Source organism: Actinomycetota bacterium, from assembly GCA_030018275.1.
Taxonomy (GTDB): domain Bacteria; phylum Actinomycetota; class Aquicultoria; order Subteraquimicrobiales; family Subteraquimicrobiaceae; genus Subteraquimicrobium.
Map to the genome: position 1 here is coordinate 74,171 of JASEGB010000004.1, position 25,277 is coordinate 99,447.

Genomic DNA, 25,277 nt, shown 5'->3' on the forward strand with positions numbered 1-25,277 from the left:
ACTCTACTCTTTTTAGAAATAAATAAGAACAATTCTCATTCTCAATTATATTTTAAATTGAGGGCTTTTGTCAACCTTTCAATAAAAAGGTAACGTAAACTATTGTGTGTAAATTCTTTTAATAGAAATATTTAGGGTGTATTCTCCCAAGATAGAGTAAAAAACAAAGGAGGAATACACCCATGAAAGATTTAGCAGATTTAACACTAACTGATTTATGGAAGGAGGTCAAGGACGAAGAGAATATCTGGGGAGATTTGAAATTGGAGGCCCAACAAGTATTAAAGAAACTCATACGAGGGGTTCTAGAAGTAGAGATGGTAAACTACCTTCAAGCAGAAAAGCACGAAAGAACTGAAAATAGAATAAGCTATCGCAATGGCTGTTATTTTAGGGATTTAGAAACTTCTCTGGGACTCATAACAGAACTCGAAGTTCCCCGAAGCAGAGATGGGGGCTTTGAGCCTACTGTCTTTGAATATTACAAGAGAAGACAAAGAGAAGTGGAGCAAACCATAAAGGATATGTTTCTAGCCGGAGTATCAACAAGAAGAGTAGGAGAAGTCATAAGACCTCTTTTAGGCTTTGAGGTTTCTGCAACCACTGTATCTTCTATCTGCAAGAGCTTAGACAGAGAAGTTAAAAAGTATCATGAAAGATTAATAGAGGATAAATACCTCTATCTATTTCTAGATGGCATTACCCTAAAGGCAAGAAACGTCTTGGAGGTTAAGAAAAGAATAGTGCTCTGTGCCCATGGAATAACTTGTAAAGGAAAAAGAGAACTTATCTCCTTTAGACAAGCAAGGTCTGAATCTGAAGAAGCCTGGCAGGCTTTCTTAAATGATCTTTACTCTCGAGGTCTTAAAGGAAAACATCTAAGTCTCATAATAGTTGATGGCTGCCCTGGACTTTTAAAAGCCTTGGATATTGTCTATCCTTACATTCCTATACAACGCTGTTGGGTTCATAAATTACGCAATGTAGCTAATAAATTGCCTCAGAGAAAGCAAGAAGAGGTACTAAAAGGTGCAAAAGCTATCTATAAGGCAGAAAACAAAAAAGAAGCACTAAGATTATACTGGGAGTGGGCAAAAGCTTACCGCAAATCTTATCCTGAAGCAGTGGAGTGTTTGGAAAAAGACATAGATGGACTCCTGTCCTTCATGGACTTTCCTAGAAAGCACTGGATAAAGATAAGAACAACCAACATCATTGAAAGATCTTTCAGAGAAGTAAGAAGAAGAACAAGACCAATGAGCTCATTTTCCAACTATAGGAGTGTCGACAGAATCATCTATGGCATTATTCATTACTTGAATTCTAAGTGGGAGAAGAAACCCTTGAAGGAATTTACACAATTATCTTGACACTACCTTTAAAATTTTATTATGGCCAAGTTTTTCGTCTATATGAATTGCGTACTTTCATATGTTTTATATGCTATACTATAGTTTGGCAAATTTAATTGCTCATTCACAAATGAATATCACGCTGCCTTTGGCATAAATCTTTCAAGTACTGGTTCAAGAGAACTTTTTCAAGAGTCATCTTGCAGACCTCTTTTAGAAACAGCTGGAAGTGTTCCTGGCGATGTTTGAAGATTACTTGAGAGATGTTTTTGAGTCGAGCGTCCTTAACCAAACGATGCTGAAGATAAGCTAAGGCTAGAAGACAAAGGGTTAGGTATTTGGTGATGCCCTCAACCGTTCTTAGTCTGAAGTCTCCCAAACCCAACCGAGTCTTAAGGTAAAGATGGTCGATCTCTACTTGCCAGCGCCTCTCATAGTAATTCAGCACTTCTTTTGCTTTAAGGGAGGTATCTGTCGACAAGAAGTACTCCGGGTATCTATCCCGGGGGTGCCTTTTTGAGATGATCACCTTAACCTCCTCACCGAAATCGTTTATGAAGCCCTTAAAAGTGGATGTGAGGTGGGTAGCGGAGCTCAACATCACTTTGTTAAAGCTCTTGTTCCTTAAGCGCTTGGCATAAGATGAGACCCTCTTACCGTTAAGCTTTCGGTTATGTTTGATCCTGCAGATGACATTAAAACCTTTGCGGAAACAGAATTTGATCAGCTTAGCTGAGGCATACCAGCTATCGAAGAGAACATAGATCTGATTGTCCTTGGGGAGGAGTGGTTCTAAATCAGCAAGCATCTCTTTGCTAAAGAATATTTGGTCCTAAACTTTACTCTTTTCTCTTTGGGACGCTTCCTGTTTAACTTGCGAACCGTCCTTTCTTTCAAGTATGGCCTCAGGTCAATGACGTGGGAGTGCTTGCCGATCTTAACATGCATGGTTAGAAAGGAAAGCCCAAAAGACGAGAGCCCTTCTGTGTGGTTGAAGTGAAAATCGACTGGTTCAAAATGCTTGCTTGTCTTCGGTTTTTTGGTCATGGAATCATCAATTGAGATCAGGATGACCTTGGATTCAGAGGAATTATCCTTTAAAGCGGAATCTATCAAGGACTTTTTGATAGTGATAGAGCCAAGTCTTGACCTCTTTTGCCCTTCCTTTTCCCGCCAAAGAGGGACTCATCGAGCTCAAGTTCTCCGGAGAGGGCCTCCATTTCGGCGAGAGAAGCGTCATAGATGGCTTCCCTAAAGAGATTGTGGGAACAGATCCTTCCGCCCCATCTGAGCTTGACAAAAAGTCGTCTACTTTTTGGCAAACTAGTTGCCAGGGATATTGTCTGGTTATCAAGCATAAAGGTATCATATCATAGTACCAGTTAGGTGGGAATCACCTAAATTTAAGGGCTGACCATGATCAGCTTGCCGGTCTTGGAATCTTTATATACTACGCCCATTTCCTCATAACCTTCACCTGTTCCCGATACCAGAGGCGGTGGGGTCTTGATTTCCTTACCCTGCTCTATCTTGACTATCCTTTTAATTGCCTCCATCATTCTTCTCCTTTCTTCCAGAGATGTGTCTTTAAAGATCACATTCTGCAGATTCCAGGAGAGAACAAGCGTTACAATTAGGCCGCAGGCGAAGACGAGCATGGCATCTACCAGGTTAGCCACTCCAGACATGGGATTAATATCCTCTTCTAATCTGGGTAAAATCTTCCGCTTTCTTATCATTTTCTAACACCTCCAGTAAAGGATCTACCAGAGCCTCCAGGGTGCTTATGTGTTCCTCATACCATCTTTTTCTAATTTTAGAAATCGTATAGCCGATGCAACCTGCTGCCAATCCAACGATGGTGGTATCGAATGCAATGATCACTGCTTGAGCTAGGGTCTGAACATCGCCCCTACCTAAAGCTGCCAGGCCTGGACCAAGTGGTATTAAAGTTCCCATAAGTCCTAAGGCAGGACCCCAGCGTGCAAGCATATCAGTTTTCTCCAGTGTTTGAGCCGCCTTGAGTTCCTCTTCCTCAATCAACTTTCGGGCCAGGGTATTTAGAGAATTGTTGGTGAGATGACCATGAGAGACTATTTTCTCCAGGATATTTCTCTGATTCTGTGAAAGAGTATTAGCAGAAATTACTTCTCTTATCTCACTCGTTTCATGCAATTTCTTGATTATCTCACTAATTTTTTCACCGCTTACTTTTGTTCTTTGCGAGTATTCTGAAACCAGACTGCCCAGCTCAATGACGGCAAAGGTTATGCAGATCAATAGCCCTATAATATCGGGGATGAGTAAGCTTTGTGAAATTAAATGTAAAGCCTTGCTTAAGAATTCACTCCCTGGAACAATCATAAGAATCACTCCTCCATTTCTTCATCCTTCAACCTGTTCAGGATGACCCTGAGCCTGCCGAAGGGTCAGAGTGACCCTGAGCATAGTCGAAGGGTCACCTCAATATACTTTTCTTTCTTGATTTATAAAAACCTAATACCCCCAGAAATATTACAAATACCACGCCGGCTAGGGATGCTTTAATTGATGGGATGGTTAAGGGGCTCATCCTAAACTTTTGCAAGCTAGCTATATTAGGCATGATTATAGCTGAGGCTAAAAAATAAAAGCCCACAAGGAGCATTAAATTCCCTAAAAGGACGGGATAAGGTTTCTTGGTCAATTTCACAATTCCTTCAGATAAAAAGTAAGTAGTAAAGATAGTCACTCCCAGGACAAGAGCGGTATATTTGCCCAGGATAGCTGAGGACACGCCAATAACCGGAGAGGCGAGACCAATTGTCATTAAAACTGAAGCGTAGCAGCAAGGGCAGGGGGCGGCAAGAGCAATGCAACAAGTAGTAGCTTTATTCTTTCCGTGAACCTTCCACTCCCTGAGCGTATGGAGTCCGGCCCCAAAGATAATTAGAGACATCGTGATGAAGATGAGATAATTGTAGGTAGAAGCTAGTTTGTGAAGAAAATTCAGGTGTTTTGAGACCAGGATCACCAGCCCTAACAAAGCCAGAGAATATACGCAAGTAATAAGGATAGCCACTTTCCTGGAAAGTCCACTAAATCCCAGAGCAAGCCCAATTTTTATTCCAAAGATTATGGTGGCAGAAAGAATGCCTATTCGCCAAAGCATCGCAATCATCAGATATTTACCTCCTCATGATCCTGATCAGAAATGCCAGGATGCTCTCCTTAAAGTAGCCAATGACCCCTAAGCTAACAAAGAGGAGCACACCTAGAATGGCAGCTAAAGGTATCCATCCCCTGCCAGGGGCGGGGGTTCCTACCCCAGCCTTCTTGACTTCATAAGCTCTTTTCTCACCTGCGCTTGGTCCCGGCGAGGGTGCCTTTCCAGCCTCAGCGGGAGTTTCTCCTGCCGAAATTGGTGGTGAGACCTGCGCCGCATAAGCTCTGGGTGTTTCGCTGGGTCTTGTCCCCGGTGAAACCACTGGTGCCATCGCCGCAGCTTCCACAACTTCCCTCAAGGCTTCCTGAATGCCGGGCATGGCTGCGATTCCAGCTGGTGTCTCGCGGGTGACTGGCGTGGTTGGAGCTGATGTCTCAGGAGGATGTCCCGGTGAAACCACTGGTGGTTGCTCTGGCTTTGGAAGTAAAGCCTCTAGCTGTTCCGGGGTGAGTATGGACTGACCAGTAGCGGTTAAAAGAGCTTGATGTAAAGCTAAAAGAAGATTTGAGTTAACGAAACTCGTCGCCCATTTCATCATTGCAATGTTACCACAGCTACAGTCACAGCAACTGGGACCATGTTGGGCGATGAGATTTGCCCAGGTATTGGCGATTTCCTTTAGAGTTACCTCATCAGCTTGCCAGAATCCTTTTTGAGCAGCGGTGAGTAAAGTACCGGTAATACTAATCATAGCATAGGCATTTTTTCCTTGAGAGAGCCACTCGCTTACCCCGAGGTTGTATTTGTCTCTCACATAAACATCCGTTACCTCATTCCACATCCAGTCTTGCACCATGTTTGGATTGGTAACCTGCCAACCCCACAAATAAGCCACAAACTTATTCGATATGGTTCTTGCACCACTGTAGCCTTCATCCATCATCCCCTGAATCCACTCTGGGTTATAATATCTTGTTCTCATCTCCCTGGTCATAAACTGTAGCAATGAAGTAACCTGAGGATTTGCTGGATTGGCATAGTAAAGAACATTTAAACTGGGTGCCTGGCCATTATTTACCTTCTCTATAGCCATGGAAAGCCCACCATAGTAATCGTAGTAGTCGTCGTTGTCCAATACGCCATAGAGATTTGTGCTCCTACTATGATAAGCAATGGTTATTCCCTGGAGTAAATCTTTAAATAAGTCTATGTTAGTATTACCCCAACCGCGTTCAGAATAGGAATGGCTCATTCTGTTGAGATAAACATCTGCCACTTGATCTCTATTCTCCCAGGTCCAGGATTGTTCCACAGCTTTATTTACCCCAGCGCCGTAATCACCAACGGGTGGAGCAAATATTCTTGTTATGGCAAGCTCTCCAGCATCGTTTGCTGGTATTCCAAGGTCTACATACTTCTGGGTAAGCTCAATCCAGTGCTTGGCGATGTAGTTTTGCTCAATTGGATCATTTCCCTTAAAACCTGTGTATTTTGCATCTATCAATGGTTGTAATGCGTAATCAAGACTTGGTTGCAAGTCTGGATATTGCTCCACTATTTTGTCATAAGAAGCAGCCAAAGCTACCCTAAAAGAACGGTCCATGTTGATTAAAAGTCTTCCAAACAAGTCTCTGAATAGACCACTGGTTGTAACCACAACGTCGATTCTAGGTCTCTCTGTTAAAGGAGAAAGCCCTTTGGAAGCTCTCATGGCATTGAGATCAGACAACAGCGTGCTCAAAGAAGTGGCTTTCATCTTGTCTGTACTTCCGGCTCTGGTCCAGGTTGGCTCTATTCCCAATATTCTGAGAACGAATGAGACCATGGTTCCATCATCCCTTGCTGTTTCAACGCACCAGACAACCGCTGCTATCTTCTCCGGGATACTCTCAAGTTGAGATAAAGCCATGTCTGCGAGTTTCTTTCCGAGACTCCAGGCTACCTTGGTTGGCAAAAGATTTTCGGAGATTCCATAAAAATTTTTCCCCGTGGGTATTGCTTCCGGATTTCTTATGGGATCATTTGCGCTGGATGGAGTAATATAACCACCAGAGAGCCCCTCGATGAGAGCATCCAACTCGGAGCCGAAGCTTGCCCTTATTTTATCCGCGTAACCCTTTGCCTCATTTAACTTCATTTGAAGTTGCGGTTTGGAAGTTAAATCAGCCGCAGCTTTTTGACCGGTTATTAACAGAAGCATCCATTCTTGTGCTCGATTGTTCAACTTTTCTGCCTGGTCTAAGGTTAAATTATCAAAGTCCCAACCATTCTCTTGAGCTAAAAGCCTTTGTAGAGATGGACTATCAATCCCACCATCTGCTGAAACCATTGCCGCAGCCAATAACGCTATCTCCGCATCGGTCCAAGATTTACCAAAAGTATGTAGACCGTAAGGCATGAGAGTCTGTTGCAGGTTCATGAGGTATTCGTGAAGTTTCTCAATATCTTCATCGGTAATATTATTTGGGTCTTCTATACCAAGATCTGTACAGAGATTGAGCTCCTTTATCTTTTCTTTTATCTTGGTCTTGTACTCTTCCTTCATGGGGTTATCTGCGGGTGTTTTCTCATAGTCATCGACCAGCCCCTTAAGCTCCACAAATTCTCCGTAAAGGGTGGTGGTCTTCAGTGGCGGCGTCAGATGGTCTATTATCACCGCATACCCTCTTCTCTTAGCTTGTAGCCCTTCCCCAACACCATCCACGATATAGATGTAAACCGAAGGAGTATCCGCAATCATTATGTCCGGATAGTCAAAGCTTGCCAGAGCGACCTGCTTTCTGGGAAGCCATTCATAGGTAGCGTGCCTTCCCACGTGCACCTGTGCATGGGCATCAAACACTTCATTTACCCAAGCATACCAAGCTAAATACTGGTGAGGTGGTGGAACCACTGTACTGTGGTAGAACTTACTGGCATCTGCCTCCCACCCCCGCTGTGGCTCAGGACCTATAAAAAGATTTCCAAAGAACATCCCAGGTATAACAAAGTATTCTTTTCCGTCTTTCTTAACTACCATCACATTTCCTGGTGGTTCCCCCCAGCCAATGAGCCCAGGAATTGCCAGTGCCAAGAAGGTGTTCTTTGCTTCGTAGAATGCATCCCATGCATCTTCACCATCCATAATTTGTTTCAATGCAGAACTCATTTTATTTATCTGTTCAATAGCTTGCTGAGACTTTTCTGGATAAGTATTGGCAAGACTTATCATCTCCTGTGTCCATTTTTCTATGGTGTTTATGGTTGCAGCCTTTGCAGTTTCATCTGTCGCTCCATACTTCACTCCAACCTTGGTTATCTCCTCGATGTATCCCACCGGTCCTTCCACAAGCTGCTTTTTGGCTATTGAATCCAGATTTTCAAACCAGGCTATATATTCATCTACATCCCAGAGAATCGTGTTAGGATTATTTGCAAGTTCTTCAAGAATCCCCGGTGCCCAGTTGGCAACGTTTATCCCTCGTTCAAGCATGATACTCACAAATTCATCGACGCTTTGTGGAATCTCTCCGACATTATATCCTTCCTGTTTCAACCTCTGTAGTATTTCAAGTATACTTGCTGGAACTGCTAAATAACTCGCACCGATATTTTGTTTCCCAGGTGGATAATTGTAGTAAATCAATGCTATTCTTTTATCCGCATTATCCATAATTCTTAATTGCAACAAGTTGTAGACCCTGTTTACTAATCTCTCTATCCTCTTTGGAATTGCTTTGTAGCTGACCCACTCAGCACCGGTTATTGGATCCATCTCTTTTTCGGTCGTAGCTACAAATATGGGCTCAATAATGCCCTGCGTCTCGGGTATGGCAATTTGATAGTAAGTGTCGCTCCACAAGAGTCCATCATCGGATGCCAACCACTCCCCCTCTGTTCTTTTGGTTGAGGTCATAGCCCTAAAAACCGGCACATTGATATTGGCTAAAAACTGATTTGTTTGATCCACAAAACCGGAGCCAAGTGAGAAGTAGAAGAAGCTCACTAAAGCATCGATTTTTGATGGGTAGTTTTGTGGATTTGCCTCATATTCCGCTGTAGAAGGAGCACCCGTGAAGAACTTCACCATGGCAGAATAGATATTTACGGGTTGATCTCCGATTGTCCCCGAATAAGCTCCGACTACAGGTATTACATTCAGGTCCTTTTCTGTGAGCTTATCTATCATGCTTTGGAAGTGATCCATGTTGCCGGCGAGCATGGGACTGGTGTATTCCACGATACCCACTGTAGGTTTTGAGGGGTCAAGAGGGTATTGAGCTAAATACTCACCCAAACTTGTAAAAATTTTCCCATCTCTGTAGAGCATTTCCTTTGGTAAAGTGTATGGTGGCGCTGGATTCCAGTCGGGAGGCCATTTGTCTCCGTTGAGTTCAGTGTACTTTTTTAAAAGCCATTTGAATTGATTTTCATAATTCACCGTTCCACCTTGTGCAAAATAAAGCCCCGCGTCTATCCAATCGCTGATCTGTGGATAATATTTTGCTTTATAGTCATTTAGTCGTTCAGTGTTTGCGTTCTTAAGGTCATATAGAATCGTACCCTTCTTGCTGGTGTCACCAATAATGCTATCTGGAACTCCATCAAAAAGAAGCTTTCCATTTATTTGACTTAACTTGGTCAATTCCAAGTAGCTTTGTAGCACAAGAAATATTTTATTGGGCTTATTTTTAACAATATCTGGATTGGCGTTGATGACATTTTTGAAATTGCTTAAGCCGGGCTCAAACATCCATTCACAGATAACGATATCTGCATTTTCGATCAGACTTTTAAGCTCATCGGGACTCATTTGACCAATCTGAGTGGTGGTACGGATGTCAAAATTCACTAGCCGCTCTGACAGACCCTTTTCTTTATAATTTTCGCCATCTATTAATCTCATGATATTGTGTGCTGCGTCATTTGTCATTTTTGTGCTAGTCGATGAGTGGATAACAAGAACTCTGGGGTCGACCAGATTGATCGCAGGCTCATTGGCAGTTTCACCTTCAGAAAACCCTTCAACAGAAACGGAGTTAGCATCCTCCTCAGGGGCTACGGCCTCTTCACCAGTTGTCTGTCCATCATCAGTTTCACCTTCAGGCGATGGCAGGTGGGCTGTTCCAGTATCAGAATCACTATCTGCAGGTGTGCTGTTCTCATCTACAATACCTGTACCTGATGTTGAATTCTCTAGTTCTTCACTTGGCTGACCTATTGTAGGATCAGCCGGACTCGTAGTCTCGTCGGTTACCTCACCCGTCGTGTCTACCGTGCCTACCGGCGACAGTTCCGCCGACGAGGTTTGAGCAGATTCACTTGAAGATATACTCATCTCAGGAGTTGCTTCAGCCAACCCAGTTTGATCTTGTGTCACCTCCTCAGCCCATACCTGGCTACAGAAGAGTAATCCAATCAAAAGAATTGCCGTTAAAAGAGAAAGTATCAATATTTTGCGCTTATTCATAATCACCCCATCCCCTCTTGGTCAAAATAATTTTGTTTAGAAAAACTTCTCAAACTTTCTGCTATGCTGGGGCAGGCAGGAAGCCCCTCAAATGCCTGCCTGCCCGTAGCACCGCGGATCCAGAGGATATGAGGTGTCTGCCCCTGCACTCCACGGACTGGCTAGACAAATAAAAAAACCACGGAGTTCCCGACTTTCGAGTCAGGTCTAAAACCTTCGTGGTTCTAATTAGAAATATCTACTATTTAATTTATTTCAAACCGCAAAAAAAGACCACAAAAATTATCTAGCTTCGGCTAGAAATAGACCTTCGTGGCCTTTTTTGTTTAAATTCGACATTATTTCGAAATATCCTTTTAAATCCCAAAAATTTTTTGCATATCCCTCCAATATCCAGGCTGTTTAAAATTAAAAACGTCCTGCTGAGTGATGTCCGACACCTGAGTGGTGTCCGACACCGTTCAAGTGTATAACCTGGTACAATGAGAGATTAACTTGCATATTTAAATCCGGCGTTGTATGTCTTTTGGACGAGTCACTCAATGTGCATGCTCGTGATCTCCAAGGTGTTCGTGCTCATAAGGCTCTTTCTCATGCCTGGGTAAATCCCCGTGCTCGTGCTCATGGCTGTGGGTCACCTCTGAATGAGTGTGTTCATGGCTATGACTCATCCCCTCATGCTTGTGCTCATGAGTATGAGTTACCCTCGGATGAGTATGCTCATGTGCATACTTCGCTCCCTTACACACGTTCATCATCCCCTCTCATCCCGATTTTGAAAGAACTTTGAAAGAACTTCGCCATTTGTAATTTTTTATAATTCAACAAAATCTTGAAAATTCCTCTCTCACCCCGCAAAATATCTCGATACCAAATGATGATATCCTTTATATATCGGTCCACTTACAGAGATGTTCCTTAAAAACTGCATATATCGGTCCACTTACAGAGATGTTCCTTAAAAACTGCGGGGAATTGGGAAATGACCTCCCAAATTTTAGAAGCGGGTGTAACGTTCGCAAATTTACCCGCCATGCGATTTGTTTTAGCTGCAATTATTGCTGCTTCATGGGATTCAAGTTCTGCATGAACAAAGGCGGAGACCAAACCAGTGATGGTATCACCAGTGCCACCAATTGCCTCCATGAAGGGAATGTTGGGCTCATCAATGGTTGCCAAGATTTTTCCGTCGTTTGCTATATAATCCTTTGGCCCTTTAACCAGTAGAGTTTTTGGCAAGTCCCCTCGATCAAAAGCAGCTTTAATTAACTCAGGAGCTTTGGTTATATCCGTTTCAAAGAGATAATGTCTAATATATGCTGGATGTGTAGCATCCGGGTCTGCTAGAAATGCCATTTCCCCAGCATCTGGAGTAAATACATCAAATTTGGATGATAAACCAGCGGCTTTAGCCGCATACATTGCACCGGCATCGGCGATAAGGATGGGTTTTTGGACACATTTTTCCACGGAATCAATGACTCTTTCCATTAGTGGTATGATAGGCAAGAAATAATGCAGCGACAGAACCCCTGGGGCAATTTTGGGAAGATTGTCGATGAGATGCCTGAAGAGCATCTTACTTCCCCAACCATCACCAATATCACCGGCTAGGATAACATGAGGAGCATCGATTCCTAAATAATCGGTGGTTATGGCTGCGGCACTGACCATCGATGCTGTGCCTTGAGTGCAGGAAATTTTATGACCATCCACCAATAAATGATCACCCTTGAATTTTGCTTCTCCATCAATAAAGAAGTTCTCCTTAATGGGAACGGTTCCAGCGATTAGTAACATTTCTCCCTCTTGAAAATACTCAATGATTCTTCATAAGCTCTATCCAGCATTAAAGCACACAATGTGTATCCAAGATCTCTTGGTCTAGGAGCTTTAGTGAGTTCCTTATCGATCAGCTCAAGATGGAGATAGGGAACATCTGGGCAGCCTCCACCTGAGATATTCAGGATAGTGCCACTCCCCTTATCGAAGGTGATCTTCATATTGCCCGCTCTGACCATCACCCAGTTGTCAAACTTAGTTACCTTTATAATATCCAAAGGCTTCTGACTCTCTACATCAAGTGGAATGATTTCTCCCAGAGTTTCAATCTCATTTTCGCGAAGTACCCGTTCGATCCCAATCTGCTCCACTGTAGCCACTTCGATTGCAAGGTCGCATCCTTTTCGCAAAGCCGGTGGTGGAGCAACCAATTTGAAGTTACAACCATTTTTCTTGAGAACCTTCTCCGCTCTTAATGCTCCCTGAACCGCTTTGAATAGGATTAAGCCCCTTCCCCTTGAGGATACGTTTTTGCCTCGGGAAGGTCTCGATCTAGACCAAAATCTCATTGTCCATCTCTCTTTTTATAGATGTTAATACCTCTCTCTATTGAGCAACCCAATGGCACAAGCGATAATGAGCCCTAAAATCACAGCGATCTTGCCATAGATGGTTACACCCTTTGGGGAGGCAGCAAGCATAAAATTATGAGAAATGGCTGCACCTATTATCATCCCTAGTACCGCGAGGGCAGAGTCGGTATTTCCACCACCCGCCAATACCAGCTGGCGCAAGGGACAACCCCCAAGTAAAATGGAGCCCAAGCCCAATAACATCATTCCCAGGAAATTCCATACGTGTTCGGGGTGAGCAATGGGTTGATCGACGAAGCCCAGATTGAATTTCCCAATGGCAAGATTGCCAATTAAAGTGACTATGAAGATGGCGATGAACCCCTGTACTAGATAACTGTCGCCGATCAGTATTAAATCTCTAATGCCTCCAGCCAGACACAGTCTTGCTCTCTGGGCAAGGAACCCTCCCAGTAACCCGGCGATGAGTGAGAGGATGATAATTGCATGTTGCGCCCCAGGACCCTCTTTGCTGAAGAAGATGGGACCTCCAGCCTCGGGATTAAATACCGGTTTAAATAGAAGTAATAAGAGTAAGGCTATCATTATTCCGGGAAGCATCCATCCATCCACTTTCCGTTGTTCCTGCGAACGCCCCAAGTTGTAACCCATCTTGAGGAAGACTACTCCCAGGGTAATGCCACAAATGAAGCCAATGAGAGCAATTACGGCATTGAGATCTCCCCCCGCCAAACGCAAAATCATGCGCAGAGGGCAACCCAGAAATACCAGAGCACCAATCATGACGAACATTCCCAATATAAAGCGAGTTGCCGGAGATGAACCACCCTCCGGGCGAAATTCTCCAAAGCATAGAGCGGCACATAAAGCTCCCAATACTATACCGATTATTTCGGGACGTAAGTATTGAACAACTGCTGCTCTATGCAATCCCAGAGCTCCTGCGATATCCCTTTCAAAGCAAGCGATACAAAATCCCATGTTAAGCGGATTACCAAAGACAACTAATATAACTGCGAAAAGACCAACCACCAGACCTGCGGCCCAGATCAATAAATTTTCTCTTTTCATGCTATGCCTCCTTTCCCTCGATTAAGAGATGAAACTCATCTCCTTTTTGCTTTACGTTTACGGAGTAACCTTTGCTTCTCGCCAACCTACTGACATTCTCCACCGATACAGCACTGTCAATTAACACAACAATTGGTTCATTTGGATTTTCTTCTATTGCCTTTTTAGTTTTAACAACGGGCAGTGGGCAAGAAAGACCTCTGACATCAACCTCAATTGTCATATTATCACCTCCTCTATCTTGATATCTAAGGCCGTCGTGAATCTTATCTTGAAGAATTGAAACTATTAGAATTTCTTATTGAAATGAAGTTAATAATAAATATTTTAATAATAAATACTTATTAAATTAATAATTTTTTTAAATAATTCGACACGTACTGGGTGAATCCTCCATAAACCTAGAAGATTTTTCTGGTGAGATAAAAAATCGCGAGGTCAAAGCTCACCCCGCGAGACTTAAATTAATCCCAGCTCAACAACCTCTTTCTCACTTTCGCGCGAAATCGAGAATGTTAAGATTTGGGATTTTTATTTAATGGCTTTTTGAGGAGTGCTTATACAAGCGAACTAGCTAACTGGCAAAAAGCGAACGAGCAAAAGCGAACGAGGCTAATGGTTTGCCCTAATTATGGGAAAGATCTATTCCTATCCTTTGAAAATCCTTTCTAATAAGTTCAAAGGCTTCAAATTTGTTCTTTTTCATTAAGCTCACCGCATAATCACAATCGGGATTTGTCTCAGAGATTTCAACCAGCTTGTCTCCCACACGGAACTTAAGTCCTCTTCTCACCTCCAGCCAAACCTTCGCCTGAGCTTGGTAGCACTGGTATTCCTGGGATATGGAATCATCTTCGAAGAATGAATCCAGTTGCGCATGTCTGCCCTCATGAGCAATAATTGCTGCTAAAACCGTTGTTGGTGCCTCCCTATAACCATTGCTTATAACTATGGTGCCACTTTTAATGAAAGGTATAGCTGATCTATACTCCGCTGCAGCAAAAGCTATCCTTGGTTTACTGAAAATTATCCTTATCCCTCTCTTTTGTATGGTCTCTGCGATCTCCCCTCCCGTCTCACTTCCCTTGAGAATAATGAAACTTTCCCTCAATTTTTCATCCTTGATGGTTTCTGTAAGCCAGCGATAATCAAGGTCAGTTAGGGAAGAAGTGGAATAGGAAACCGGATTTAAATTGGAAGAGATGCCGATCCCCGCCTGCCCGTGGGGAAGGCGAGCCGAAGGTTTGGTGACGATGCCTATGTGGGTGGTTTTAAACCAAGGTGATTGAGTAATTAGTAAAACAACGACAACGACGAGTGCTAATTTCTTTAACATCCAGCTTGTCCTCCTCCGGCTTCGCCCGGTCCCGCCGGACTACCGTAGATGGACAAGCCCCTCTTTTAGCACTTTAATCTGGTCAACTTCGGCAGCCCGGCTACCCCATTGGGACCCGTAGCTTTGCGTCCCCCACTCTCGTGAGGTTTGCCTTTGTCGGTTGCCCGCCTGCCAACGTCAAGCCGTAGGCATTGACGAGCAGGTCCACTACTTATATCGACAGGATATGTCAAAGACCTTAGAAGAAGTTAGTTTCGGGTTGCAGGTTCGAGTTGCGCGTTACGAGTTCGGATCGCGGATTGGAGGAGGACAAAAAGTAGCGCGGGAGTTCATCTCCCGCACTCTTTGGGCGGGGATAAACCCCGCCCCTACAACAACAGACCTAAAGGTCTGTTTCTAAAACGTGATAGCTGAATAGGTTGGGAGTTCCAGGTTGAAAGTTGGTTTCGAGTTGCGGGTCTAGAATTCGGGGTTCAAGGTTCTGCGAAATCTTTCAAAAGGATGACATCGGGTCGATGATGAACCTTTTCGTAGAATCTTTCATCCACGGTGATTAATAAGGAATAGATGCTCTCGGCGAAAGAAAGATATGTGGCATCATAGACGGTTACATCGGAATCTCGAGCAATTTTTACTACTTTCTTCATAGTTCCTTGGCTCATTGATTTAAGTAATCTCATCTCAAAGATACTTTCAATGGCACTGTTAATATCGGAGATATCTAGATCCAATTTATAACGCAATACATTCGTGACCTCGTAAATCAAAAGTTCTGGCGCTAATAGTTTTCAACTTCTCGATTTCGAAATTTCTCTCTAAGCAAATTTGCTTTATCTATATCTCCCTCATCCAGTTGAGTGAACCATTTTAGAACTACAGAGGCGTCTATAACATAAATTGGCCTCTCCGGAACAACTGGTAAAACACCATATTCATTCATCGGCGGCGTTCTCTCCACTTGCGTAACTCAGCAGTTGAATTCCATTTCCCGGCTTTTTCACGAACTATGTCTTGCAATAAAATTGCCTTCTCAATACCCTTTATCTTCTCCCGCTCCATTCTCTTCCGCTCCAACATTTTGATATAAGCAAGGGAGGCTCGACGGATGAATTCGGAACGCCTGGAAGCTGATAGCTGACAGCCTCTTGATGAGATATGGTATGGAAATCAAAACGGAATTTAAAAATATTGCTTGATTTTCCGAGGTAAATAGATTGTGGAGGGACTGTCCCTAATAGGCGGTGGTGTACGATATCCAAATCCCTATGTCGTGGCAACCCACACCGGCACATGCGCTGTCCGTCACTATCCTTCCTCCATCGATATAATGATCGTATCCGCGGTTGATCAAATGCGCTTGCTTCTTCCCATGAGCACCATGACAATCCATACACGCTTGATGCCCCAAAATTCGATGCCCCTGCCAGCGGCTCTTGGAGAGGAGAGGATCGCCAACGGAATAGGACTCTCGAACATGACATTGGAAGCAGAGGCTTGTATCAATGGGTGTATATGGTGCCCTCAAAATATGCTCATTCTCTGAACCTGTGAGACACTGGGCACCGGTTGGATCATCATTGCCGTGACAGTGGGTACAATAAACCAAACTGGCATCGGTCCAGGGAGCTATGAAAGCCAAGAGGTCAATGCCAGTATTCTTCCCCACACCTTCAACCGGATGATAAGATGGATTGGTTATATCGAATTCAAAAGCTTTATCCTTCTGCTCCGGGGGTAGGGTCGTATACGTAGAGTGGCACTTATAACATAGTTCGTATTGATTCACGATGGGATTTATCGTCGCACCGTTGGCATCTACCCCACCCACACCTTTAATCTCCCCACTCGCCGTGGGAGCGCTCGCCCCATCGGGGGTTGCCTTATGTGGATTATGACAGTCCACGCATTCTGAATGGCGCTTGGAACTCACGGGGTCATAAGCAAGATTGGAGGAATTCTCCGTATCCTGATGGATGCCCGTGACCGTGTCCACGGGATGCTTATACGCTTTGGTCAAAAGGGTATCGATATCGGGGGCTCCAATTGTTGGTCCCGTGGTGGGATTATGGCAAGCCAGACAGAGCTTTTCCTCCTCGTAAACAGTCGAATTATCATAATTAAACGCATTTAACCTAGTATTATTTGAGCCATGGGGGTGATGGCAAGTTTTGCAGGTAATTCCGGCAGCAACATTGGTAGCCATGCCCGCCGAAGTAAAGGCGGATTTATTCCATTTAGGGAAGAAAGGAGAAAACTGCAAGGATACCGTAGGATAGGAAATCTTATATGGGACCACGGTGGTCGAGTCGGTCACCGCCAGGGGTGGCGCACCATCATGACACTTCAGGCAAAAATCGGTCATGCTTCCCGTCCAAAGATTCTTCGTATTATCGGGATCGGATATCATCGCACCCGCCGCTGCTTGGACAACATGGGGTCCATGGCAACTTGAGCACTCAACCTTGGCACCGTTCTCTGATGTTATATCATGGTGAGAGGGTAAGCTGAATTGATTCTGTATATCCCAATTGTTGAGAGTATTGGGTAGATTCGCAGAATTGTGACAGCTGTAGCAGAGTTCCTCCTCCAATCCTCTGTTTAATCGGGGGAAGTCTGAACCATGATTTTGATGGCAGTTTATGCACTTTATGAGCGTTCCCGATGGGGGATCAAGGGTCTTGACATCATGAGAGGAAAGACCGGAGAACCCGGTGATGTGATCGCCACCTAAGGCATAACCCAAACCCAGATCAGAAGCACCATGGCAGGCTCCGCAGAAATCATTTCCCTGGTAAATCTTATTGCCTTCGGGATCAGTAACCCTTAACAACCTTGGATAATAATTTCCGAGATCATCCTTATTTCCATGTGTATTGTGGCAATGCGAACATTCTAAAATGTGACTAGGATCCGTGATGAATAACAAGTCTTTAATGGGGTAACGGGATTGGCGGGGGCTATCATAAGCATCTCTGATATTGGTAACATCTCCCATCCCATCATGGCAAGTAAGACAGAGCTCCGCCTGAATTTCACAAGCCAGGTAATTATCGCCCACCGCTGTATGATTTCGATGACAACAAGCGCAGGTATCGGTATCCACGGTATAATTCCTATGTGGAGTGGAGATTACCACGGGATTATTGACGACCACGATTACGGTATCAGTGCTTATATTGTCCGCTTTATCCTTCACTATCAATCTTATGGTGTAGGTTCCATTGGAAATTCCCAGCGTGTATCCGGATTCGAGGGCACCATCCGAGACGGGAGCAGTATGCACGGCTCCCAATAGCTTCCAGGTGGTGGGTGCAGAGGTAGCACCATATTCCAGCTTGTATTGACCGAAATTCTCATCTGTGGCTGTACCGTAAATGGTTATGATTCCACTGACTTCGCTATCGGTAACCGGTTGGCTAATGGAAGCCTGAGGAGGAGTATTGTCCACGGTTACGTTTACCCCGGGTCTAGGGGTCTCAACATTGCCATAATTATCGATTGCCCTGGATTTGATGTTGTAAACACCGTCGGCGGGTAATGTCCAGCTAAAGCTCCAGGTCTCAGTGCCAACTGCATCTTGCCAGGTATTTCCACCATCCGTCGAAACCTGCACCTTTGCAATCCCCGAGCCCCCTAGATTATCCCGAGCCATGCCGGTTATGTCGTATGTGATGCCCCTAAGATGTGAACCATCGGCTGGATCGGTGATTGTAGAAGTTGGAGCGATGTCATCTGGAGGTAGGGTGTAGTCTACCACCAGTTTGGGTCTTAAGGTTGGATCGTCTGCATAATCCGAGGAGTAGAATACCCCGCCTTCGACGATACCAGTCTCACTGGTGAGCAGGACTATTCCCTTATTGATCTCTCTACCGGCGTGCCAATCACTTACCAGCGTGGTGATATCCCAGCTCTTCCAAACACCCGCTGCATCCATGAACTGACGATCCAAAATCTCTTCAAAACTCGGTTGGGTGTCCCAGGTAACTCCGTCCGCGGGAACGGCACCCGTGCCCTCTCCCCACTCGGAAGTCACCTTGCGGACGTAGACATTCCCACCAAAGGCACTTTTAGTATAGAGCTGCAAGCTCGCGGAATTGATTATGCTCTTGGGGGGAATGGAGCTTAGGTTGAATTGCAAAAAGCTTCTTGTCGTGGTCACCGTTCCAGTCCAGACATTTAACGTCGCGTCCGCGCCGAAATTGACATCGGGTTGAGTGCTATCAACATATGCATCCTTCCCCACAATGGGATTGGGCTGTATCACCACGGTGGGATCGATTATCACCGGAAATGTAGCGGTCTTCAACCAAGCGGGATCGACGGTGAGGGTGAGGAGGCTCTTGCCCTTTATCTTTTTCAAGGTTACTTCCACATTACTCATTCTGTCCTCAAAATCCTTGGCGAAGGGTGAAACGGTCCTGCAATTGCCAAAGTCTAGCGACCCGCCCTTCAAAGGAGCAATGGACTTATTGGAGAGGACTTCAAAGACGAAGGAATGGGGAGCCGAGCTATCCTTGAGAATTATCTCCTCCTTAACATAAGTCGCTCCAACCTTGTACCGCAGATCGGTGGATTTAAATGCATTTTCATAGGTTATTCGGTTTTTATAGACCTCCCCATGGACACGTTTTGCACCTTTGGGGATGAATTTGATCTCCGTTTTGTCGACCTTTAGCGTGAGATTCGGTGTAGTGGAACCGAAGGCAGCCCGAAATGGAACATGGGTAACCTCCAAATTTTTAATGCTTGGGTTAAGTTCATGCCATCCGCCAACATCATCCTTGTAGTGAACAGGTGTGGCATAAATCACCGCGGTCATGGTACCCTCGGGATTTTTAAAGACCTTAGCATATTGTGAGCGCAGGTAAGCGACTTCAAAACTGTGTTCGGAAATCGAAGCCGCGGGCAATGCACACTTTATACACAATCCAAACATGAGGGAGCTCGTTGCAAAGGAGACAATAATGGCTAAATCCAGGACAACGGTGATAAAATCCCTTCTCTTGACCTTCAAAATCCATTTGCGCATTCCCCGATGTATTTTTTCGAGACGCGCCAAGACCAACTCCGTGATCGTCAAATGTTGGTGGAGATTTCCAAGAATGGATGAGAAAGCGTTCGAAACAAAGCTGCATTTGACGGCATTAAAGGGATTATATATTTGGAGCAGAGGAAATAGATTGTGCATTTTTTCACTAAACCTTTGCATAAAATAGCCTCTTCCCATTATTTTGTCCATTCTTAACTCCATATTTCCACTGGTATTTTACCTAATCAAAGTATTTTTTAGACATTAAAGTATATTTGCTCGCATTTCGGCTCCCATTGATTTTAAGTCGAAAGCAATGAAAAGCCGACCCCTCCTTTTCGAATTTCGGAATCGGCTACGCTCCTGCATCTATTGCTATCAGCTGAAAGCTGATCTAAGGAATATACTTTGTGACAGCTACAATATCTTCATAAAGCTCCTTGGGTTTGCCCGTGGCAGACATCATGTGAATTTCATAAACTATAACACCATCATACCAACTGAGTGTGGCGTAGGTTGTGACATCCGTTCCAAAGTAAGCTCGATGACCACGAATTGTAGCAGTCTTTGCATCTGAGGGGAAGGCTTTCTTGCTCACGGAATCGATGAATGCCTTGGCACTTTCCAAGCTTCCCCTGTTGTACACCGATATCAACAATGATTCCACACGAGGGTGATCTTTAGGTATATAACCACAACAAGCATAATTATCAGCTCTTGCTACATTCCCCGTGGTAAATCCGGGGATGTCCTTGGGCAGAAGAGCAGCAAGATCTACAGCGGGTGGAGTGGATCCACCCGGGGTAGGTGGTGTGCCCGGACTTGGTGTAGGTATGCCCGGAGTTGGTGGGGCACCTGGAGTAGTGCCAGGGCTGGGTGGAGTACCAGAAACCGCCGCTTCGATCTGCTGCAACTGCGTTTTAACGCTCTCAAATTTTGGATCAAGCTTTGATACCTTCTCAAGTATCTTCTTCGCCTGAGATAGCTTTTTTTCCGCTAGCTGCTTCTGAGCTTTAGCGTAAAGTTCCTCGCATTTTTTATGTCTCTCACAAATGGATTTGACCGTTTTTACCTTAAATCTATTTGCCATCCACCTGGGAACTCTAATGATCCTCGTGCTATCTTCAATCACGTGCCCATAGCGGCAAAGGACTTTCTTCCCCACCTTCACAGGGGTTGTACCCACATAAGCCACAACACCAAGAGCCAAAATAATAATGACTGCAATGGCTATCTTCTTTCTCAAAGGGGTCAGACCTCCTTACCCACCTCTACCTGCGGCTTTAAATTTTTATTTTCAATTTTTGAGCTGATTTCCATTTTCTCCATCGCCTTGGAAATATCCAGTTTTAAAAATTTGAATTAAGGATTTATTATCCCTGGTAAATCTATATATCGAGGTCTGACCCCCTAGATTTTTTTGGATATGGCGACTATATCATCGTAAACCTTCTTAGGATGCGTTGAGGAATATATTTCCACCGCAAAGATTAGACCGTCCCGACGCCAGGTAAGAACCGCGAATTCACGTCCATCCGTGCCAAAGTAGCAAGAACGCCCGTCTACAGTGACATCGCGGCTATCTACGGGGTAGTACCATTTTATCTCCTTCTCCATTAGGGCTTCGGCATCTTGGGGTCTTCCACCCTGCCGCACCATTATGGTGAGAAACTTCACTTTCGACTCGGTTTTGGACTTGAAAACCCTGTTCGCGGAGAGCACGTCCTCATGCTCAGAATAAAGGGTATACCCCTCAAGAGCCTTTGGTATGAGGGAAAGGAGGGGACCGGTGAAGACCTCGCCCTCAGAGGGTGGTGGGGCACCCGGAGGACTTGGCGCTGGCTCCGCACCGGGTTCAGTTCCAGGTTCAGTGCCTAGTTCAGTTCCTGGAGCTGGAGCTTCGCCTTCTTCCGCAGCAATGGCTTTCTCCACTTTCTCCAATCTCTTTTGAGTATCCTTAAACTTCGGATCCAGACCCTGAACCTGATCGAGCAATCTCCGACCCGCTTCGAGATCGCCTTTGTCTAAAGCCCTCAAAGCCTGCTTGTAAAGCTTTTCACAGACTTTATGCTTATCACAAGTTGCCTTGGCGATTTTTACTTTGTACCTTCCCGCCTTCCACCTGGGAACTTTGATAATCTTGGTATTATCCTTGATTACATGTCCATACCTGCACAAAAGCTTTGACCCGGTTCTCACCTTCACTGGTTGGAAGGCGAGAGCCAAACCGGAGATTAAACCGGCTATAATCGCCAAGACAATTATGTATTTAACCCTGCGTGTTAATTTAATCCTTACCATCTCGATCCCATTTTATTAAGCTGTAAGCCGTAAGGATTAAGAATTAGGCTTTGCACCTAATGACTTCCCACTTAATCCTTACTCCTTAATCCTTACTCTTTGGAATTAATTCGCCCTTTTACCTCCTGTTTCCTTCCCATTCCATTTAAGATTAACAGATTTTTAACACAATTGCAGCACGTAGTATCGATTTTCGATCAGCAACCCGCTTCAAGCTATGAGCTGAAAGCTTATGGTTTGTGGCTTGTGGCTTGGAGCTTGTCTTTCAGCGGATGAACCACCACGCTTATCACCGCGTAGGTGATAATGGTTTAGTAGCAGACCCCCCATGCTGCAAATAGAATTCAATCAAGGAGATAGGGGTGGAGAAGGCGACGAAGACGAGAGTGAAAATGGAGCCCAAAACCTGGGGAATATTTAATATTTTGTATTCCACTAAATAAACATAGGGTGAGCCAATTGCGTGCTGAATTTCCCCGGGAATCGAAGGCAACCATGAAAAAATCGACGTCCTTCCCGCAAGCCACAGGCACAGAATGAGAAAGCCACTGAAGACGGACCAGCTCAAAAACTCCAAGGGAGTAAAACGTTTTTGAAATCTCAAAGCAGTGACGGTATTCACCACTCCCGCCAGGAGAAGCAGATAGCCTCCAACCGTTGCATAGGCATAAGTCCAAAACCACCTTTGATAAACTGCTCCACTATCCAGATATCCCCTTATGAAACTCGACTTCACAGGGAAGAATAAAGCGATTACAGCGAAAATCAGGCTTCCTATGGCAAAGAATATGAGACATACACGCACCAGTCTTTCCATATCAACCCCCACATATTGGCTTCCAGCTATCAGCATTCAGCTTATTAAATCTTTCTCGATGCACGTTATTAATCCTTGCAATGCTCTTATTGCTCCTTTGCTGAGCCCAACTAAATCATCGCGGTCTCTATCTTCATTCAGATACTTCAATTCACGGGCAATCGAATATATATCCTAATTCGGTAAGCGATGATAGAGCAATATAAAGAAATTGTACATCTGAGAAGTTAATCCAAAGGTTTCGCTGTTAGGAAAAGAATTACTTTTGATCGCACTCAAATCTTTATTAAAAAGCTGATAGCTGGTAGCTGAAGCTTATTTAAGTGATGTTATAGGCGCGTTCCCACATCCAAATATTCTTTTCTATGGTCCGGGTCTGGGCATATTCTTTTGCCTTCCGCCCTAATTTCAGGCGTAAATCGGGGTCTTCTATCAATCTCCGCAGGAATTTCATCCAATCCTTAGGATTTTGAGCCAAAAAACCATTCTCACCGTGAACAACGCTCTTCATATATGGGATGACCTTGGATGCCACCACGGGGAGTCCAACCATGCCATATTCTATGAACTTAAGATCGCTTTTACAGTGATTGAATTGAGTATCCACCAGGGGAGCGATTCCTATGTCGAATTTCGAAAGCAACTTGGAGTATTCTTCAAGCCTCACGGGTTTGAGAATCTTTATTCGCTCATGCTCCTTGAAGGGATACTCACGCATCCCTACGACGTGCAATTCCACATGGGGATAGTCATCCAATATCTGCTCTATTGTACCTCTCAAAATCTCGAGGTCGCTCCAGTGATGAGCTCCTCCCGCCCAACCTATGATTATTTTGCCATCTTCTCGGGACTCGTGCTTCACCTGCCAGTACTCTGAGGGCAACATATTTGGGAGCACGACGACATTTTTATTGTATTGCCTTAGGAGCTCTGCTAAATAGGGTGTGGATGTCGTTACCAGCTGGCATGCTTTTAAGGCTGCTTCCACAGCTCGTAATTTTCTCGGGTCGCTCCAGAAATTATATGCGGGACTTGCTTTATCGATATGCCAGAGATCATCATCCAACTCATAAACGGTTAATTTACCCAGACTATTGGCATAATCGATGGCTCGCAAGGAGCTGGCGATGAACTGCCTTTGGAAGACGATTATGTCGAATTCTCTAACGCGATCTATCGTCAAGAAGTCATTGAGCACCACATGATGCCCGCGCTTCTTTAGCTCCACACCGGGCACGTGACAGCGAGCACTAAATGATTGTTTAGGCGACCGTTTTACCCTCTTTGAGACGGTAGAGAAGAGAGTAGGGGGGAATACCCCTCCCCAGAATTCCCCCCATGTGGATTCCGCCTTAAGCTCTCTTCTTAACAGCCAGCTTTATATGAGTTTAATTCGACAGAGACTTAAAAAATCCTGCTCACAGCGATCGATTAGCAAAATGTAGAAATTGATATAAAATTACTTGACTTTTTATATCCTATCTGTGTAAAATCAATATCAAAAAGAGGGGGCAAACAAATGTCTCGAACGGTAATCGATATCAAAGATGAATTGCTTGAAAAAGCTAAGAAACTCACTAAGATGACCAAAAAAGTTGACATCGTTAATTATGCCTTGGAAAGATTGGTTCGTCAAAAGGAGATTGAAAAAATTTTAGAGCTCAAGGGGAAAGTAAAGTGGGAAGGTAATTTAGAGGAGATGAGGAGAGACCGATTTTGATTTTGGTCGATACTTCCGTCTGGATAGACTTTTTCCTGGGGCGAACAGAACAGGTAGAAAAATTAGAATTTCTTATAAGAGAGAGCAATCAAGTTTGTATCTGTGGCATAATCCTACAGGAAGTTCTTCAAGGAGTGAAAGACAAAAAAGACTACGTTAAGGTCAAAGAAAGGCTGACCAAACTTCCCTTTATAAAAACGGATAAAAATACTCACATCTTAGCCGCAGAAATTTATCGAGACTTAAGAGCAAAGGGAATAACCATACCCACTCTTGATGCCACAATCGCGGCTACAGCAATTCAAAACAAAACTCCTCTTTTCACAATGGACCAGTACTTTTATTTGGTATCCCAGCATAGAAAACTGACGCTTTATGATTGAAGCCCGATCCCACATGGGAAAAACCGATGATTCTCTCTTCATGCTTCATCCTTGAAAATATCTTTTCAACAGGTCTAAAGACCTGTTTCTACTTATCGATTTAATTTCTACTGTCATCTATAGGATGGGTCGATTCTTTTGATTTCACTGAGTTTATCGAAAACTTTATCGGTGCTTACTATGCCATCGAGTTGATGAGTAATAACAACGGCGGCGTGAACTGCGCCTCTTGCGCTCAATTCTGGATAGCTCCTCATTAGCTCCTTAGTTCTTTCAACCTCCTGCTTTGGGCTTGGGGC

General features: G+C 44.3%; 22 protein-coding genes, 1 pseudogene and 1 riboswitch. Of the genes and pseudogenes, 3 read left to right on the top strand and 20 right to left on the bottom strand.

The window, feature by feature from the left end:
• The first annotated feature begins 182 nt into the window (after nt 1-182).
• Nucleotides 183-1,370: an IS256 family transposase gene (locus tag QMD66_02665; protein ID MDI6821767.1), complete on the top strand. Its 1,188-nt coding sequence runs from the start codon at nt 183-185 to the stop codon at nt 1,368-1,370.
• A gap of 106 nt (nt 1,371-1,476) precedes the next feature.
• Here the strand turns inward: QMD66_02665 and QMD66_02670 are convergent, their stop codons facing one another.
• The 19 genes and pseudogenes from QMD66_02670 to QMD66_02760 form a co-directional block, all read right to left on the bottom strand.
• Nucleotides 1,477-2,160 (bottom strand): transposase, encoded by a 684-nt coding sequence (locus tag QMD66_02670; protein MDI6821768.1) that lies wholly within the window; start codon nt 2,158-2,160, stop codon nt 1,477-1,479.
• Between the two features lie 337 nt (nt 2,161-2,497).
• Nucleotides 2,498-2,596, bottom strand: a pseudogene (locus tag QMD66_02675) (IS1595 family transposase).
• 159 nt (nt 2,597-2,755) lie between these two features.
• On the bottom strand, nt 2,756-3,091 hold the full coding sequence (locus tag QMD66_02680) for a DUF2149 domain-containing protein (GenBank protein ID MDI6821769.1): 336 nt from the start codon (nt 3,089-3,091) through the stop codon (nt 2,756-2,758).
• Nucleotides 3,045-3,716: a MotA/TolQ/ExbB proton channel family protein gene (locus QMD66_02685; GenBank protein MDI6821770.1), complete on the bottom strand. Its 672-nt coding sequence runs from the start codon at nt 3,714-3,716 to the stop codon at nt 3,045-3,047. Before QMD66_02685 ends, QMD66_02680 begins: the two co-directional genes overlap by 47 nt.
• Before the next feature lie 94 nt (nt 3,717-3,810).
• Entirely contained in the window at nt 3,811-4,512 is a 702-nt protein-coding gene (locus QMD66_02690; GenBank protein ID MDI6821771.1) for a DUF2162 domain-containing protein, read from the bottom strand.
• A gap of 7 nt (nt 4,513-4,519) precedes the next feature.
• The gene (locus QMD66_02695; GenBank protein MDI6821772.1) at nt 4,520-9,946 is read right to left on the bottom strand and encodes a cobaltochelatase subunit CobN; all 5,427 of its coding nucleotides are present in this window, start codon (nt 9,944-9,946) and stop codon (nt 4,520-4,522) included.
• Nucleotides 9,947-10,485: 539 nt separating this feature from the next.
• Complete coding sequence (locus tag QMD66_02700) at nt 10,486-10,704, bottom strand: hypothetical protein (GenBank protein ID MDI6821773.1); 219 nt, start codon at nt 10,702-10,704, stop codon at nt 10,486-10,488.
• 160 nt (nt 10,705-10,864) lie between these two features.
• Nucleotides 10,865-11,746: an NAD(P)H-hydrate dehydratase gene (locus QMD66_02705; protein MDI6821774.1), complete on the bottom strand. Its 882-nt coding sequence runs from the start codon at nt 11,744-11,746 to the stop codon at nt 10,865-10,867.
• Entirely contained in the window at nt 11,737-12,297 is a 561-nt protein-coding gene (locus QMD66_02710; protein MDI6821775.1) for a DUF3343 domain-containing protein, read from the bottom strand. The genes QMD66_02705 and QMD66_02710 overlap by 10 nt, the downstream gene beginning before the upstream one ends.
• A 24-nt stretch (nt 12,298-12,321) precedes the next feature.
• Nucleotides 12,322-13,392, bottom strand: a complete 1,071-nt coding sequence (gene yedE, locus QMD66_02715; GenBank protein MDI6821776.1) for a YedE family putative selenium transporter — start codon at nt 13,390-13,392, stop codon at nt 12,322-12,324.
• Nucleotide 13,393: 1 nt separating this feature from the next.
• Nucleotides 13,394-13,615 carry a sulfurtransferase TusA family protein gene (locus QMD66_02720; GenBank protein MDI6821777.1) on the bottom strand — a complete coding sequence of 74 codons (222 nt, stop codon included), beginning with the start codon at nt 13,613-13,615 and terminating at the stop codon, nt 13,394-13,396.
• 402 nt (nt 13,616-14,017) lie between these two features.
• A complete protein-coding gene (locus tag QMD66_02725; GenBank protein ID MDI6821778.1) occupies nt 14,018-14,728 on the bottom strand; it encodes a hypothetical protein in 711 nt (236 codons plus the stop codon).
• A gap of 87 nt (nt 14,729-14,815) precedes the next feature.
• Nucleotides 14,816-14,890, bottom strand: a riboswitch (cyclic di-GMP riboswitch).
• A 311-nt stretch (nt 14,891-15,201) separates the two neighbouring features.
• Nucleotides 15,202-15,495, bottom strand: a complete 294-nt coding sequence (locus QMD66_02730) for a type II toxin-antitoxin system VapC family toxin (protein MDI6821779.1) — start codon at nt 15,493-15,495, stop codon at nt 15,202-15,204.
• 11 nt (nt 15,496-15,506) lie between these two features.
• A complete protein-coding gene (locus QMD66_02735) occupies nt 15,507-15,668 on the bottom strand; it encodes a hypothetical protein (GenBank protein ID MDI6821780.1) in 162 nt (53 codons plus the stop codon).
• A 291-nt stretch (nt 15,669-15,959) separates the two neighbouring features.
• Nucleotides 15,960-19,757 (bottom strand): cytochrome c3 family protein, encoded by a 3,798-nt coding sequence (locus tag QMD66_02740; protein MDI6821781.1) that lies wholly within the window; start codon nt 19,755-19,757, stop codon nt 15,960-15,962.
• Between the two features lie 394 nt (nt 19,758-20,151).
• On the bottom strand, nt 20,152-21,003 hold the full coding sequence (locus QMD66_02745; protein MDI6821782.1) for an FIVAR domain-containing protein: 852 nt from the start codon (nt 21,001-21,003) through the stop codon (nt 20,152-20,154).
• A 164-nt stretch (nt 21,004-21,167) separates the two neighbouring features.
• A complete protein-coding gene (locus QMD66_02750; GenBank protein MDI6821783.1) occupies nt 21,168-22,058 on the bottom strand; it encodes a hypothetical protein in 891 nt (296 codons plus the stop codon).
• 289 nt (nt 22,059-22,347) lie between these two features.
• A complete protein-coding gene (locus QMD66_02755) occupies nt 22,348-22,875 on the bottom strand; it encodes a hypothetical protein (GenBank protein ID MDI6821784.1) in 528 nt (175 codons plus the stop codon).
• A 319-nt stretch (nt 22,876-23,194) separates the two neighbouring features.
• Complete coding sequence (locus QMD66_02760) at nt 23,195-24,112, bottom strand: glycosyltransferase family 4 protein (protein ID MDI6821785.1); 918 nt, start codon at nt 24,110-24,112, stop codon at nt 23,195-23,197.
• Nucleotides 24,113-24,394: 282 nt separating this feature from the next.
• On the opposite strand from QMD66_02760, the gene QMD66_02765 reads away from it, so the two are divergent.
• Together QMD66_02765 and QMD66_02770 are read left to right on the top strand one after the other, a co-directional pair.
• On the top strand, nt 24,395-24,595 hold the full coding sequence (locus tag QMD66_02765; protein MDI6821786.1) for a type II toxin-antitoxin system VapB family antitoxin: 201 nt from the start codon (nt 24,395-24,397) through the stop codon (nt 24,593-24,595).
• Nucleotides 24,592-24,978 (top strand): PIN domain nuclease, encoded by a 387-nt coding sequence (locus QMD66_02770; GenBank protein MDI6821787.1) that lies wholly within the window; start codon nt 24,592-24,594, stop codon nt 24,976-24,978. The genes QMD66_02765 and QMD66_02770 overlap by 4 nt, the downstream gene beginning before the upstream one ends.
• A gap of 113 nt (nt 24,979-25,091) precedes the next feature.
• Here the strand turns inward: QMD66_02770 and QMD66_02775 are convergent, their stop codons facing one another.
• Entirely contained in the window at nt 25,092-25,235 is a 144-nt protein-coding gene (locus QMD66_02775) for a hypothetical protein (protein ID MDI6821788.1), read from the bottom strand.
• Nucleotides 25,236-25,277: the final 42 nt, after the last annotated feature.

Bases quoted from the DNA above. Each gene is read 5' to 3' on its own strand.
- QMD66_02670 (MDI6821768.1), bottom strand. From the start codon at position 2,160: ATGCTTGCTGATTTAGAACCACTCCTCCCCAAGGACAATCAGATCTAT.
- QMD66_02725 (MDI6821778.1), bottom strand. From the start codon at position 14,728: ATGTTAAAGAAATTAGCACTCGTCGTTGTCGTTGTTTTACTAATTACT.
- QMD66_02735 (MDI6821780.1), bottom strand. From the start codon at position 15,668: ATGAATGAATATGGTGTTTTACCAGTTGTTCCGGAGAGGCCAATTTAT.
- yedE (MDI6821776.1), bottom strand. From the start codon at position 13,392: ATGAAAAGAGAAAATTTATTGATCTGGGCCGCAGGTCTGGTGGTTGGT.
- QMD66_02765 (MDI6821786.1), top strand. From the start codon at position 24,395: ATGTCTCGAACGGTAATCGATATCAAAGATGAATTGCTTGAAAAAGCT.
- QMD66_02680 (MDI6821769.1), bottom strand. From the start codon at position 3,091: ATGATAAGAAAGCGGAAGATTTTACCCAGATTAGAAGAGGATATTAAT.
- QMD66_02710 (MDI6821775.1), bottom strand. From the start codon at position 12,297: ATGAGATTTTGGTCTAGATCGAGACCTTCCCGAGGCAAAAACGTATCC.
- QMD66_02720 (MDI6821777.1), bottom strand. From the start codon at position 13,615: ATGACAATTGAGGTTGATGTCAGAGGTCTTTCTTGCCCACTGCCCGTT.
- QMD66_02690 (MDI6821771.1), bottom strand. From the start codon at position 4,512: ATGATTGCGATGCTTTGGCGAATAGGCATTCTTTCTGCCACCATAATC.
- QMD66_02695 (MDI6821772.1), bottom strand. From the start codon at position 9,946: ATGAATAAGCGCAAAATATTGATACTTTCTCTTTTAACGGCAATTCTT.
- QMD66_02750 (MDI6821783.1), bottom strand. From the start codon at position 22,058: ATGGTAAGGATTAAATTAACACGCAGGGTTAAATACATAATTGTCTTG.
- QMD66_02705 (MDI6821774.1), bottom strand. From the start codon at position 11,746: ATGTTACTAATCGCTGGAACCGTTCCCATTAAGGAGAACTTCTTTATT.
- QMD66_02665 (MDI6821767.1), top strand. From the start codon at position 183: ATGAAAGATTTAGCAGATTTAACACTAACTGATTTATGGAAGGAGGTC.
- QMD66_02685 (MDI6821770.1), bottom strand. From the start codon at position 3,716: ATGATTGTTCCAGGGAGTGAATTCTTAAGCAAGGCTTTACATTTAATT.
- QMD66_02775 (MDI6821788.1), bottom strand. From the start codon at position 25,235: ATGAGGAGCTATCCAGAATTGAGCGCAAGAGGCGCAGTTCACGCCGCC.
- QMD66_02740 (MDI6821781.1), bottom strand. From the start codon at position 19,757: ATGCGCAAATGGATTTTGAAGGTCAAGAGAAGGGATTTTATCACCGTT.
- QMD66_02700 (MDI6821773.1), bottom strand. From the start codon at position 10,704: ATGATGAACGTGTGTAAGGGAGCGAAGTATGCACATGAGCATACTCAT.
- QMD66_02755 (MDI6821784.1), bottom strand. From the start codon at position 22,875: ATGGAAAGACTGGTGCGTGTATGTCTCATATTCTTTGCCATAGGAAGC.